At 39.8% G+C, this 13,522-nt stretch carries 12 protein-coding genes; 1 reads left to right on the forward strand and 11 read right to left on the reverse strand.

Going from position 1 to position 13,522, the window contains the following annotated elements; translation table 11 throughout:
- Window positions 1–110: 110 nt before the first annotated feature.
- The 5 genes from AB1471_RS02420 to AB1471_RS02440 all read right to left on the reverse strand — a co-directional run bounded on the left by AB1471_RS02420 (window position 111) and on the right by AB1471_RS02440 (window position 4,948).
- Complete coding sequence (locus AB1471_RS02420) at window positions 111–587, reverse strand: hotdog family protein (RefSeq protein ID WP_367777965.1); 477 nt, start codon at window positions 585–587, stop codon at window positions 111–113.
- A 176-nt stretch (window positions 588–763) separates the two neighbouring features.
- Window positions 764–1,705 carry a malate dehydrogenase gene (gene mdh, locus AB1471_RS02425; RefSeq protein WP_367777967.1) on the reverse strand — a complete coding sequence of 314 codons (942 nt, stop codon included), beginning with the start codon at window positions 1,703–1,705 and terminating at the stop codon, window positions 764–766.
- Window positions 1,706–1,772: 67 nt separating this feature from the next.
- The gene (gene icd / locus AB1471_RS02430; protein WP_367777968.1) at window positions 1,773–3,041 is read right to left on the reverse strand and encodes an NADP-dependent isocitrate dehydrogenase; all 1,269 of its coding nucleotides are present in this window, start codon (window positions 3,039–3,041) and stop codon (window positions 1,773–1,775) included.
- 64 nt (window positions 3,042–3,105) lie between these two features.
- Entirely contained in the window at window positions 3,106–4,224 is a 1,119-nt protein-coding gene (citZ, locus tag AB1471_RS02435) for a citrate synthase (protein ID WP_367777969.1), read from the reverse strand.
- Window positions 4,225–4,480: 256 nt separating this feature from the next.
- Entirely contained in the window at window positions 4,481–4,948 is a 468-nt protein-coding gene (locus AB1471_RS02440; RefSeq protein WP_367778118.1) for a DUF441 domain-containing protein, read from the reverse strand.
- A gap of 70 nt (window positions 4,949–5,018) precedes the next feature.
- Between AB1471_RS02440 and ytvI the strand changes: the two genes are divergently transcribed.
- A complete protein-coding gene (gene ytvI, locus AB1471_RS02445; RefSeq protein WP_367777971.1) occupies window positions 5,019–6,149 on the forward strand; it encodes a sporulation integral membrane protein YtvI in 1,131 nt (376 codons plus the stop codon).
- 39 nt (window positions 6,150–6,188) lie between these two features.
- Here ytvI and AB1471_RS02450 read toward each other — a convergent pair whose 3' ends face one another.
- From AB1471_RS02450 to ystJ, 6 genes are all read right to left on the reverse strand, one after another.
- Window positions 6,189–6,575, reverse strand: coding sequence for an FxsA family protein (locus AB1471_RS02450; protein WP_367777972.1), 387 nt, complete (start codon window positions 6,573–6,575; stop codon window positions 6,189–6,191).
- A 314-nt stretch (window positions 6,576–6,889) separates the two neighbouring features.
- On the reverse strand, window positions 6,890–8,650 hold the full coding sequence (gene pyk / locus AB1471_RS02455) for a pyruvate kinase (RefSeq protein WP_367777973.1): 1,761 nt from the start codon (window positions 8,648–8,650) through the stop codon (window positions 6,890–6,892).
- 33 nt (window positions 8,651–8,683) lie between these two features.
- A complete protein-coding gene (gene pfkA, locus AB1471_RS02460; protein ID WP_367777974.1) occupies window positions 8,684–9,643 on the reverse strand; it encodes a 6-phosphofructokinase in 960 nt (319 codons plus the stop codon).
- A 290-nt stretch (window positions 9,644–9,933) separates the two neighbouring features.
- Window positions 9,934–10,902 (reverse strand): acetyl-CoA carboxylase carboxyl transferase subunit alpha, encoded by a 969-nt coding sequence (gene accA, locus AB1471_RS02465; protein WP_367777975.1) that lies wholly within the window; start codon window positions 10,900–10,902, stop codon window positions 9,934–9,936.
- Window positions 10,896–11,762, reverse strand: a complete 867-nt coding sequence (gene accD / locus AB1471_RS02470) for an acetyl-CoA carboxylase, carboxyltransferase subunit beta (protein WP_367777976.1) — start codon at window positions 11,760–11,762, stop codon at window positions 10,896–10,898. Before accD ends, accA begins: the two co-directional genes overlap by 7 nt.
- A gap of 504 nt (window positions 11,763–12,266) precedes the next feature.
- The gene (ystJ, locus tag AB1471_RS02475; protein ID WP_367777977.1) at window positions 12,267–13,505 is read right to left on the reverse strand and encodes an NADP-dependent malic enzyme; all 1,239 of its coding nucleotides are present in this window, start codon (window positions 13,503–13,505) and stop codon (window positions 12,267–12,269) included.
- Window positions 13,506–13,522: the final 17 nt, after the last annotated feature.

A 13,522-nucleotide genomic window follows, 5' to 3' on the forward strand; every position in this document is an offset into this window, starting at 1 on the left:
GTACAAACACAGAAGCTACTAAAAATCAATCTCACATTGGATTACGTATTTATCCAGCTACATCAATGCTTACTTTCCTAATTTGGTCTACGAAAGTCGAGTTATTATGGTTAGAAATTATCCCTCGCAGAACTTTCCAAACTTTCTAGTCTTTGTGGTGGGCATACTGTTATACTCCCTCTCACCACTTCATCGCCCTTGTCATCAACGGCCTTCACAAAAATCTCAACTTGCGACTTAGGTCGATCAATTGATGTTATTTCAAATAAAAATTCAACTGTTGCATAATGAGGAAGCGCTTTAGGAAATGACAGTTGTTGAGCCAAAATATGGGATCCAGGTCCAGGTAGATATTTTGACACAGCAGATGTCACAAAACCAGTCAACATGATAGCAGGTACAATCGGTTTTTTGTGAAGTGTTTGAGATGCATAGTCATGTTGAATATACAAAGGATTTGCGTCGTTTGTAAGTCCTAAAAATAGCAGCAAATCTTTATCTTCAATTTTCTCAGTAAGCGTTAATTTCTCCCCAATTGCCATATCTTCAATGTTACGTCCAAGTTTCCTTTTTTTACCCAATAACATAATGATTCCCCCTTGTTCGCAGTAAACTAAATTTTTAGTTTACTAACCATTTAAGTGTACCATTTTCTACTGTATTTTCAATGTAAAAAGGAACCGCCATATAAACGGCGATTCCTTTTAGAATATGATTGAGCCAAAAAATGTGGTTAGTCGGATCTGGACAAGCCGCTTGCGCTTTAGTTTGTCAAAGCACCCATTACACTGTTCACTGAGTCCACTGATTTTTGGAGTTGTGACTTTTCGTCGCTTGTTAGTTCAAGTTCAACGATTTTTTCGATTCCATTGCCACCGAGAACTGTAGGAACACCAAGGTAAATTCCTTCAAAGCCATATTCGCCTTCAAGGTATGCAACAGTTGGAAGAACACGTTTTTGATCTCTAAGAATCGCCTCTGTCATTTCCATCAATGAAGCTGCAGGTGCATAGTATGCTGAACCGTTACCAAGAAGAGCAACGATTTCACCGCCTCCCTTACGCGTCCGCTCGATGATTGCATCAAGACGAGCTTTGGGAATGATTGTTTCAAGTGGGATCCCACCCGCATTTGAATAACGAGTAAGAGGAACCATATCATCGCCGTGTCCACCAAGAACAAAGCCTTGAATGTCTTTAACAGATAAGTTAAGCTCTTCTGCGACAAATGTATTGAAACGAGCTGTATCAAGAACACCAGATTGTCCAATTACGCGTTCTTTAGGGAATCCAGAAGCCTTATAAACTGTATAAGTCATTGCATCGACTGGATTTGAAAGAACGATAATTGTGCTGTTTGGAGAGAATTTAACGATCTCCTTCGTAACTGATTTCATGATTTTTTCATTTGTTTGGACAAGATCGTCACGGCTCATACCAGGTTTACGCGGAATACCTGCAGTGATAATAACCACGTCTGAACCAGCTGTATCTTCATAACTTGACGTACCTTTAATTGTTACATCATAGCCAAGAACAGGACCTGCTTCAAGCATATCTAGTGCTTTTCCCTTTGTAGGACCTTCATTTTGTGGAATATCAACTAAAACAATGTCACCAAGTTCTTTTTGTGCAAGAAATAGTGCTGTTGTTGCTCCTGTAAACCCTGCTCCAATAATTGATATCTTATTACGTTTGAAACCCATTTAAATTCCTCCATTCGCTGTGATTACATTATGTACAGAAACCCGTTAACCTGGTTCCAACACTTACTTACATGTTGTCGATAAGAGCTGTTCCAAATTCAGAACATTTAACTTCAGTAGCACCGTCCATGAGACGTGCAAAGTCGTACGTTACAACTTTGGAAGCAATCGTTTTTTCCATTGAAGTAAGAACCATGTTTGCCGCCTCACTCCAGCCAAGGTGCTCAAGCAAAAGAACGCCTGAAAGGATAACAGATGATGGATTCACTTTATCAAGACCAGCGTATTTTGGAGCTGTTCCGTGTGTCGCTTCAAAGATCGCATGTCCTGTATCGTAGTTGATGTTTGCACCAGGAGCAATTCCAATTCCACCAACTTGTGCAGCTAGTGCATCAGAAATGTAATCTCCGTTAAGGTTCATTGTTGCTACTACATCAAATTCAGCAGGACGAGTTAGAATTTGTTGCAAGAAAATATCAGCAATTGAATCTTTTACGATGATTTTCCCAGCTGCTTCAGCATCGCTTTGTGCTTTGTTTGCTGCTTCAAGACCAGCATTGTCTTTGATTTCATCATATTGATTCCAAGTGAATACTTTATCGCCGAATTCTCTTTCAGCCAAGTCATAGCCCCATGATTTAAATGCACCTTCAGTAAATTTCATGATATTTCCTTTGTGAACAAGCGTTACCGATTTACGGCCTTCCGTTAGTGCGTAGTTGATCGCAGCGCGCACTAGGCGTTCTGTTCCTTCTTTAGATACTGGTTTAATGCCAATACCTGATGTTTCAGGGAAGCGAATATTTTTCGTACCCATTTCATCTTGTAGGAAATTGATCATTTTCTTCACTTCGTCAGAGCCTTCAGCAAATTCAATACCAGCATATATATCTTCTGTATTTTCACGGAAAATAACCATGTCAGTGTCTTCTGGACGTTTAACTGGCGAAGGAACACCTTCAAAGTAACGAACAGGACGAACGCAAGTAAATAGGTCAAGCTGTTGACGAAGCGCTACGTTCAATGAACGAATTCCGCCGCCAATAGGTGTTGTTAAAGGACCTTTAATCGCGATGAAATACTCGTTGATTGCATCAAGTGTTTCTTGCGGAAGCCATTCGCCTGTTTCATCAAATGCCTTTTGACCAGCTAACACTTCTTTCCAAACAATTTTCTTTTCTCCTTTGTACGCTTTATCAACTGCAGCATCTAAAACACGACAAGCTGAAGCCCAAATGTCTGGCCCTGTGCCGTCACCTTCGATAAAAGGTACGATTGGATGATTAGGTACATTTAATGAACCGTTGCTTACTGAAATCTTTTCACCTTGTGTCATAAAAAAAATCCCCCTCAAATTGCTTCTAGTTTATTACATCAATTATTGTTTCATTTGTAAACTATTAATCTCTTTTATTCACTGGAACGTATTCTTGCATTCCTGGTCCAATATAATCTGCACGTGGGCGGATTAAGCGGTTGTTTGAGTATTGCTCAAGGATGTGCGCGATCCAACCAGAAACACGGCTTACAGCAAAAATTGGTGTGAAAAGGTCATGGTCAATACCTAAGCTGTGGTAGACAGATGCTGAGTAGAAGTCCACATTTGGTGGAAGATCTTTCTGTGACGTTACTACTTCTTCTACTTTAACTGATATATCGTACCATTTAGATTCGCCAGTAAGCTCAGTTAGCTTTTTCGACATATCTCTTAGATGCTTTGCACGGGGGTCTCCTTGACGATAGACGCGGTGACCAAAGCCCATGATTTTTTCTTTGTTTTCTAGTTTCTTTTGAACAATAGATTCCGCTTTTTCAACAGAGTCAATCTCTGTAAGCATCTTCATTACTTGCTCGTTCGCTCCACCATGAAGTGGCCCTTTTAATGCGCCAATCGCGGCGGTGACGCCTGAGTAAACATCTGACAGGGTTGCAACACATACACGCGCAGTGAACGTTGAAGCGTTAAGCTCGTGGTCAGCGTGAAGGACAAGCGCTTTGTTCATTGCTTCTTCTTCAATTGCAGCAGGTTCTTTACCTGTAAGCATGTACATAAAATTTGCAGCGAAGCTTAAGTTTGTTTTTGGAGCAATTGGCTCTTTACCTTGACGAATGCGCGAGAAGGCTGTAACAATCGTTGGCATTTTCGCTTGTAGGCGAATAGCTTTACGATAATTAGCATCATCTTCCATTACATCCGCTTCGTCGTCAAACAATCCAAGAGAAGAAACAGCCGTGCGAAGTGCAGCCATTGGGTGAACCGTAGAAATTGGCATCGCCTTTAACTGATCAATTACTTCTTTAGGTAAAGACATGTTTTCAGCCAATTGTTTTTTAAGTTCAACAAGTTCGCTTGCTGTTGGTAAACGCAAATGCCATAATAAGTAAATAACTTCCTCGAAGCTTGCATTTTCTGTAAGGTCATCAATGTTATAGCCTACATATGTAAGCGTGTCATCAATGATAGAACTGATGGAAGAGGTTGTCGCAACGACACCTTCTAATCCTCGTGTTGCAGTCATACCTATCTCTCCTTTGACATGTATTTTAGAAATTTTCATAAGTACGATAATTGGCCTAATCAAGATGTTTTCACCATGATATTCTCATTCTTTTTGTGAACAGAACGGCCGCTCACCTTGCGGACATTAAAAAATTTTCGAGCACATTCAACAAAAAGTCCGAAAGGTTGCGCTTACATTCTCCATTATAATCAAAACTCTGAACTTTGTGAATGAAAACGCATAAATTTGCTCGATTTTATTTTTCCAAAAGAATTTAAAAGCTGCTCACCCACTCGAAAAACTTCATCGCAAAATAAGCAATTCCAGCTCCAATAAGTGGGCCAACTGCAACGCCTTTAAACAAAGCTACTGCTAAAACCGTTCCAATTACAAGCGCTACAGTAATATGAGGATCGTCGGTTAAAAGTGTTATCCCCCCTTTAGCAACGACCGCTACTAACATACCGGCTCCTAATGCAATCCAAGCATATGGCGATTTCACCGCTTCTACTAAGTCCTTGAAACCTATAGATCCGCTCGCAATCGGAGCCAGAACAGCGATGGTAATAATTGTGATGCCCCAATTTATCCCTTTCGATTGAAGCGTGTCGAATACTCTCTGATCCATACCCGCAACCTTAATAATTAAAAGAACAGCTACTGCAATAATGAGTGAGTTATTTTTCGCCATCACCGCAATGGCTAAAAGAATAAATAAAAAAATGAGTGCTTGATCCAACATCATTCTCGCCTCCAGCATTTTTTGTTGTTCATTCATTGTCTCACTTCATCATACATATAGAAAAGCTCATATGAAAGTTGTTGGTGGTGAAATGACGAACTATTTAATTCTCGCCCGATTTTTTTTAGTTTGTATTGTCATTCTCTCTTGTGTTGCTCTTTTTGCAATCGCATATGAATTTATGTTGCCCATCTTAATTGGATTTGGACTATCCATGGTTTTGTATAAACCATCTGTCATGATTCATCGTTATTGTAAAATACCTTTTTCTCTCAGTGTCTTAAGTGTTATTTTGTCAATGTTTACGGCCATAGCAGGTATCACTTTCAGTATTGGATTGTTGTTTTGGGCAGATTTCATTGAACTAATCAAAAGGTTACCACATCTTTTCACTCAGTTCACTACTGCAATCCAATCAAGCATTGTAAAAATACTTCCCCTAATTGAACAAGCAGAGAGTTGGTTGTTATCAAAGAATTTACTTGACCAACATACCGCTAATTCTCTCGTAAAATCAATTGAAAATACAGCTGTTTCATTTGTTCAAGGCGTGGGAGAAACGATTGTAATTGAGCTTTCTTTACTGGTGTCCACTTTACCTAGTATGGTCTTTTCAAGCTTTATCGTGTTAATTTCTGCCTATTTTTTCACAAAAGAAAAAGAGGAAATCAAGAAACGATTCAATGATGCATTGCCATCTGCAGTTGTTTCGTATAATACTCAACTTTCAAAAGCAATTCACTTTTATTCATGGTCATATGTACAAGCCCAGATGCTCCTTACAGCTATTACAGCTACTATTGTGTTAATTGGCTTAATGATCCTACGTGTTGAAGGGGCTCCTGCACTCGCTCTTATCTCCGCATTGCTGGATTTATTACCTGTCGTCGGGACAAGCCTTCTGTTTGTCCCATGGATCTTTTATTATTGGATCAATGGATTGGAAGAAATGATGATTGGGCTAATTATTATCCAGTGTGTCATTCTTGTGGCACGTCAGCTTTTAGAGCCAAAAATCATTGGTCAAAAGCTTGGTATTCACCCGTTTATCGCATTTCTTCTCATTTATTTAAGCTTTCAATGGTTTGGATTAAAGGGAGTTATTTTTTCTCCACTCATCATGCTTACGATCAGCACACTAACCAAAGCTGGAACATTTAACCTTTTGTGGATTTACATAAAAAAAGGAACTATCCGCTAATGTCGCGGATAGTTCCTTTGAATATGCTTTGTGGATTTTTTAGCGATAAATGATCAAGTTCCCTTTATTCATTCGGCGACGAATCCATTTATAAATAAACGGCTTCATTCGATTTCGGGTAAATGGAATGAGTAACAAAAAACCAATTGTATCCGTGATAAATCCTGGTGTTAAAAGAACAACTCCACCGATTAAGATACATAGTCCATCGATAATTTTTTCGCCTGGTCGTTGTTGAATACCCATTTGGTTTTGCACATTTCGTAAGGCTTGTATCCCTTGTGATTTAGCTAAATATGCACCCAAAAAACCGGTACCGATAATAAGCAAAACGGTTGGTAAAACACCGATAATATTCCCAGCACTAATTAAGAGCCCAATCTCAAGAGCAGGTATAACAATAATTAAAAGCATGATCCATTTCAATTCGGATCCTCCTTTTTACCGTAACATATGTGAATTATAGCATAGTAAGGGTTTTATTCATAGAAATTGACCTTCACAGAGGTAAAACTTACAACGTTTTAAATGACAGTCATGTTCATAATGCAGTGAATGATTCAGTCAGCAAACCGTTTTTTTCGCATTTGAATTGGTTTTTCATACATCATCCTACTCTACTCTATTCACATCTGACCATTCTTTATTCATGCACTTCTTAAAAACTAGTTTTCTTTTCACCCACATCAAAAATAAAGGCACCCCCATTATTTAAGAGGTGCTCTTCATCTTATATTCGTTTAAAGTACACTTGCGTGTCCGTTATATACCACGCCACGTTCAGCATCAACTGTAACTTCTTGTCCGTCCTTAAAGATAGATGTTGCACTATCCACTCCAACGATTACTGGTAGTCCAAGGCTTAATCCAACGACTGCCGCATGGCTTGTTAATCCGCCTTCTTCTACGATTACAGCAGAGCATTTTTCAAGTGATGCTACCATATCTTTATCTGTACCGATTGTAACAAGTATGGATCCGTCAATAATTTTCTCGTTTGCTTGTGCTGCATCTGAGGCAACTACAACGCGACCAAAGCCAGATCTGCGACCAATTCCTTGTCCTTTAGCTAACACATCTCCAACAATATGGATCTTCATCAAGTTTGTTGTACCTGATTCACACACTGGTACACCTGCTGTGATAACAACAAGGTCCCCGTGTTTGACACAACCACTATTCAAGCTTTCAGACACGGCCATATCAAGCATTTCATCAGTTGTTGAAGTTACTTGTCCAACTTGTGGGTACACGCCCCACACAAGTGCCAGACGGCGTGATACTGCAGAGTCAGCAGTAACAGCAACGATTGGTGCTTCTGGGCGGTATTTCGAGATCATGCGTGCTGTATGACCACTTTCCGTTGGAGCGATGATTGCATTCACTTCCAAATTAAGTGCTGTGTGAGCAACTGCTTGTCCGATTGCGTCTGTCATATTTCGTTCATAACGCTTGCTTCTGTTTGACAAAATTGTTTTGTAATCAAGCGCAGTTTCCGCACGAGATGCGATGTTGTTCATTGTTTGAACAGACTCAACTGGATAGTCACCTGCTGCTGTTTCACCAGATAGCATGATTGCATCTGTTCCATCGAAAATCGCATTTGCCACGTCACTTGCCTCAGCGCGAGTTGGACGAGGGTTACGTTGCATAGAATCAAGCATTTGAGTAGCAGTAATAACTGGCTTGCCTAGTGCGTTACATTTTCTAATTAAGTCTTTTTGAACAAGTGGTACTTCTTCAGCTGGGATTTCAACACCTAAATCCCCTCGAGCAACCATTAAACCTTCAGATACTTCAAGAATTTCATCGATGTTATCAACGCCTTCTTGATTTTCGATTTTAGGAATGATATGGATACTTGGCGCATTATTTTTCTCAAGTAGTTCACGAATTTCTAATACGTCAGATGCTCGACGAACAAATGATGCTGCGATAAAATCAACACCTTGCTCTACACCAAATAGAATATCTTGAGCATCTTTGTCTGTAATTCCTGGTAGGTTTACCGAAACGCCAGGAACGTTGACACCCTTTTTATTTTTAAGAATTCCGCTGTTAAGAATTGTGGTCGTAATTTCACCATCTGCTTTGTTGATTGACAAGACTTCTAAACCGATTAAACCATCGTCCAATAAAATTTTCGATCCAACTTCTACATCTTCAATAAGACCTTCGTATGTAATCGAGAACATTTCTGTTGTTCCGACAACTTCTTTCATTGACACAATGATCTGTTGGCCAGCTTTTAGCTCGATTGCACCATTTTCCATCGTGTTTGTGCGAATTTCCGGTCCTTTTGTATCCAATAGAATTCCTACGTTTTTACCTAGTTTTGAAGCAGCTTCACGAATATTATTGATTCGTGCACCATGTTCTTCAAAATCACCGTGCGAGAAATTCAGACGCGCAACGTTCATTCCGGCTTCCATTAGATTTGTTAGTTTTTCAACCGTTTCACTTGCTGGACCAATTGTACAAACAATTTTTGTTTTTCTCATAACTATAGCTACCTCCTACAGGCTTTTAACTGTTTAAATTGATAGTTCTTGTGATAATCGATATAAGTCCATGTCTGCTTCATGTGGCATTTTTAAGGCTTCAATAATGTCGTAGTCGACCAATACATTTTTTTCAATCCCTACTGCTCTTCCACCTTTGCCTTCCATTAACAATTCTACAGCACGTGCACCTAAACGGCTAGCAAGCACACGATCGGACGCAGTAGGTGAACCACCACGTTGCATGTGGCCCAGTACGGATACACGTGTTTCAAGCGACATTTTTTCTGATAACTTCTCTGCAAATTCATTTCCTGACATGACACCTTCTGCAACAATTATAATACTATGTTTTTTTCCACGTGCATGCCCTTTTAAGATACGCTCAGTAATATTGTCCATATCGTGTGGATCTTCTGGAATCAATATCGTTTCTGCTCCACCTGAAAGACCAGCCCATAAAGCAAGATCGCCTGCATTTCTACCCATAACTTCAATAATAAATGTACGTTCGTGAGATGTTGCAGTATCACGAATTTTATCAATCGCATCGATGACAGTATTTAGTGCTGTATCAAATCCAATAGTGAAATCTGTTCCTGAGATATCATTGTCGATCGTTCCAGGGACACCCACACATGGAAAACCGTGTTCAGTCAATGCTTTCGCTCCCATGTATGAACCATCTCCACCGATTACGACCAAGCCTTCAATACCATGCTTTTTCAACTGCTCGATCCCTTTTTTCTGACCTTCTTCTGTTTTAAATTCTTCGCAACGTGCTGAATAAAGTTTCGTTCCTCCGCGATGAATAATATCTCCTACAGAACCTAGTTCAAGCTTTTCTATATTGCCAGAAATCAATCCTTGATAACCTTGATAAATACCATAAACCTCAAGACCATGATAAATCGCTTTACGCACAACCGCACGAATAGCTGGGTTCATCCCAGGAGAATCGCCCCCGCTTGTTAATACACCAATCCTTTTCATTACGAAAATCCCACCTTTTTAAATAAATGTAGTCTATATGTTAAGGGTTTCACATAATCCCTTGTTAGTATGTACAAGTGAACGAAACATCTAATTAAAAATAACATGAAAACAGCGTGTTCTCAATACATATAAGGCAGGATAAACAATAGACGAAATTATCTACCTTCTGGAAACGCATTCAACTCGTCAAAATTCACACTAAAGACATATTTAAAGAAAAAGAGGGTCGTTCAGCCCCGAAAAATAATAAAAACGTGCACCAAAAACAGGCACACGTCTAGTATTCCCTATAGCATTTCAGTCAAAACAGTATGAGCTCCAATTTTTTGGAATTTCTCATGTCGATGTGTGATCAATTGATCTGAAGAAAGCTTTGATAACTCTCGCAGTGATTGGAATAAAACAGAATCAACTTGAGCCGCTTGATCTTTTACTCCTCTATGAGCGCCACCTTTCACTTCGGGTACGATTTGATCAATAACGCCAAGCTCTTTTAAGTCTGGTGCCGTGATCTTCATCGATTCAGCCGCTTTTTTTGCTAAACTTGCATCTTTCCATAAAATCGACGCTGCCCCTTCAGGAGAAATAACCGAATAAGTAGAGTTTTCAAGCATGTGGACGTGATTTCCTATGCCAAGAGCAAGCGCTCCCCCACTTCCACCTTCACCAATCACGATGCACACGATAGGTACGGTTAACCCCGCCATTTCAAATAAATTTCGTGCAATCGCCTCACTTTGTCCACGTTCCTCAGCAGCTTTTCCTGGATATGCACCTTTTGTGTCAATGAAACAAATGATCGGACGGTTAAACTTTTCCGCTTGCTTCATTAGACGCAGCGCTTTCCGGTAGCCTTCAGGATGTGGCATCCCAAAGTTACGACGAATATTTTCTTTCGTTCCTTTTCCGCGTTGGTGACCAATGACCGTAACTGGTTTGCCTCGATAAAAAGCAACTCCACCGACAATCGCGTGATCATCTCCGTATAGTCGGTCACCGTGAAGTTCAATAAATTGATCAAATAGCTCACTGATGTAATCAAGTGTTGTTGGTCGCTCAGGGTGACGAGCAATTTGAACGCGGTCCCAAGGTTTAATATTTATATAAATATCTTCTTCAAGCTTAGCAAGACGTTGTTCAAGCTTTTCAATCTCCATTGACAAATCAACATCAGAGTCAGCAGTGAATTTTTTTAATTCATTGATCTTTTCTTTTAGTTGAACAAGTGGTTTTTCAAATTCGAGTTCATTTACCATGAAATATCCTCCTGTTCATGAATTGCTAAGATTGTCGTCAATCGGTCTCTCAGTTCATTTCTTGGAATAACCGCATCTAACTGTCCATGCTCGAGCAAGAACTCCGATTTTTGGAAATCATCTGGTAATTTTTCGCGAATCGTTTGTTCGATAATGCGTCTTCCGGCAAACCCAATAAGGGCTCCTGGTTCTGCAAAGTTATAATCGCCAAGTGACGCGAAACTTGCTGACACACCACCAGTTGTTGGATGCGTCATAATTGAAATAATCAATCCACCAGCTGTGCTGAATTTTTTTAATGCTGTACTAGTTTTAGCCATTTGCATTAGAGATAATACGCCTTCTTGCATTCTAGCGCCGCCACTCGCAGTGAAAATAAGAAATGGCACGGATAGTTTCTCTGCATGAGCAATGGCTCTTGAAATTTTTTCACCAACGACAGATCCCATGCTTCCCATTCTAAAACGAGAGTCCATTACGACCAAAACGACCTTATGTCCATTGATCAAAGCCGTACCTGTCATAATTGCTTCATTTAAGCCTGTTTTTTGGCGATCTTTCTCTATTTTTTCCATATAATCAGGGAAATTCAGAGGATTGAGTGATGTCATATCTTCGTTAATTTCTACAAACGACTCCGGATCTACCAAGCTCTTTATTCGTTCGGGGGAGGTCATCGTATGGTGGAACCCGCAGTGAATGCATACCTTTTCATTTTTCCTAATCTCTTTTGTGTACATGATCTTTTTACAATTCGGACATTTTGTCATGATTCCTTCAGGTACATCATTCTTGGCATTTTCTGACGGAATTGTAGCATATTTCTTTTTCTTTGGTTTTGTGAAAATATCTTTGAGCAATGTAAATCCTCCCCCATGTATAGTGACACCATCAACTTTAGCTATTTATTTTCCTAGCTGTTCGACGCTTGAATAATAATAAACGCAACATCCTTCTTTAGAAAGTGCGTCTGTAACCCCTTCGATCGAATTCTTATCAAGTAAAGGTGATCATTGTTAATTCTCCATTATAAAAACGAGTCAAGATGTTGTCAAAAAGTAAATGAAACGATTTTATCCATTTGAACCGGTGAATGTTTGCGAATTAATCCATTCTTCATCTTCATCCTTGTTCTGCTTGTCCTACTAACGTTCATTCCCTATTACACTTTCAATTAAACCGACAAGTGTACAAAAGGGCTTCACAGGCAGAAAACCAGCCAACCCTTAGGCGCTTAGAAAGAGCTCCCACTCAGAAGAAAACCGATCCCCTGATGAGAGCCTATTACGTTGAATCATGTCTTTAAGCTAAACAACAGAAATATAAACCTTTCTCCTGAAGGTTGGTCTGCTCCATGAATGACTTCACTCACTCTTTCCAATTAAAGATAGACGCGCTGTTTTTGCACGAATTTCTTCAGGATCCACTTTACGTCTTGCTACGCCTGTTTCCATGGCAGCTTTTGCAACAGCAGCTGCTACAGCTGGAGCTACACGAGGATCAAATGGTGCTGGAATAACATAATTCTCATGCAATTCTGTATTAGAAATTAGCGAAGCAATTGCTTCAACAGCAGCACGCTTCATCTTTTCGTTTATATGTGTTGCACGAACGTCTAATGCTCCTCTGAAAATACCAGGGAATGCTAATACATTGTTTACTTGGTTTGGGTAATCTGAACGACCTGTCCCAATAACTTTCGCTCCAGTAAGTTTCGCTAGTTCTGGCATAATTTCTGGTATGGGGTTAGCCATTGCAAAAATTATCGCTTCATCATTCATTTCACTAACCATTTCTTCAGTCAATGCACCAGCGACTGAAACGCCAATAAAAACATCTGCCCCTTTAATAACATCTGCTAAAGAACCATCTAATTGTTCACGATTCGTTATTTTTGCTACCCCATTTTTTATTTCATTCATGCCATAAGAGCGCCCTTCATAAATTGCACCCTTTGAATCGCACATAATGATATCTCGAACGCCGTAGCTATATAACAAGTTTATGATTGCAATGCCCGCAGCACCTGCACCATTCATCACAACTTTAATGTTTGACATTTCTCTATTCGTTATTTTAAGTGCGTTAACTAAACCAGCAACTGTTACGATCGCTGTGCCGTGTTGGTCATCATGGAAGACTGGAATGTTCGTTTCCTTTTTTAGACGCTCTTCAATCTCAAAACAGCGTGGTGCTGCAATATCTTCTAAATTTACGCCGCCGAATGTAGGCTCCATTAGTTTCACAGTTTCAACAATTTTATCGATGTCTGTTGTATTTAAACAGATTGGGAAGGCATCAACACCAGCAAAGCTTTTGAATAAAACAGCTTTCCCTTCCATTACGGGAAGTGCAGCCTCAGGACCAATATTTCCTAGTCCAAGAACAGCCGTGCCATCAGAAACAACCGCTACCATGTTGCCCTTCATCGTATAATCATAGACCGTTTCTTGCTTATCGTAGATTTCTTTACAAGGCTCAGCTACACCTGGTGAGTAAGCAAGGCTTAGATCCTCAGCATTTCGAACGGGTATTTTTGATTTTGTTTCTAATTTCCCTTGATTGACTCTATGCATATGTAATGATTCATCGCGTAATGACAAAGGTTATTCACTCCCTG

The sequence above is a fragment of the Jeotgalibacillus marinus genome, assembly GCF_040801915.1.
Classification (GTDB): domain Bacteria; phylum Bacillota; class Bacilli; order Bacillales; family Jeotgalibacillaceae; genus Jeotgalibacillus; species Jeotgalibacillus marinus.

Excerpts from the sequence above, each read along its gene's own strand:
- AB1471_RS02420 (WP_367777965.1), bottom strand. The coding sequence starts at position 587 with ATGTTATTGGGTAAAAAAAGGAAACTTGGACGTAACATTGAAGATATG.
- mdh (WP_367777967.1), bottom strand. The coding sequence starts at position 1,705 with ATGGGTTTCAAACGTAATAAGATATCAATTATTGGAGCAGGGTTTACA.
- icd (WP_367777968.1), bottom strand. The coding sequence starts at position 3,041 with ATGACACAAGGTGAAAAGATTTCAGTAAGCAACGGTTCATTAAATGTA.
- citZ (WP_367777969.1), bottom strand. The coding sequence starts at position 4,224 with ATGACTGCAACACGAGGATTAGAAGGTGTCGTTGCGACAACCTCTTCC.
- AB1471_RS02440 (WP_367778118.1), bottom strand. The coding sequence starts at position 4,948 with ATGTTGGATCAAGCACTCATTTTTTTATTTATTCTTTTAGCCATTGCG.
- ytvI (WP_367777971.1), top strand. The coding sequence starts at position 5,019 with ATGAAAGTTGTTGGTGGTGAAATGACGAACTATTTAATTCTCGCCCGA.
- pyk (WP_367777973.1), bottom strand. The coding sequence starts at position 8,650 with ATGAGAAAAACAAAAATTGTTTGTACAATTGGTCCAGCAAGTGAAACG.
- pfkA (WP_367777974.1), bottom strand. The coding sequence starts at position 9,643 with ATGAAAAGGATTGGTGTATTAACAAGCGGGGGCGATTCTCCTGGGATG.
- accA (WP_367777975.1), bottom strand. The coding sequence starts at position 10,902 with ATGGTAAATGAACTCGAATTTGAAAAACCACTTGTTCAACTAAAAGAA.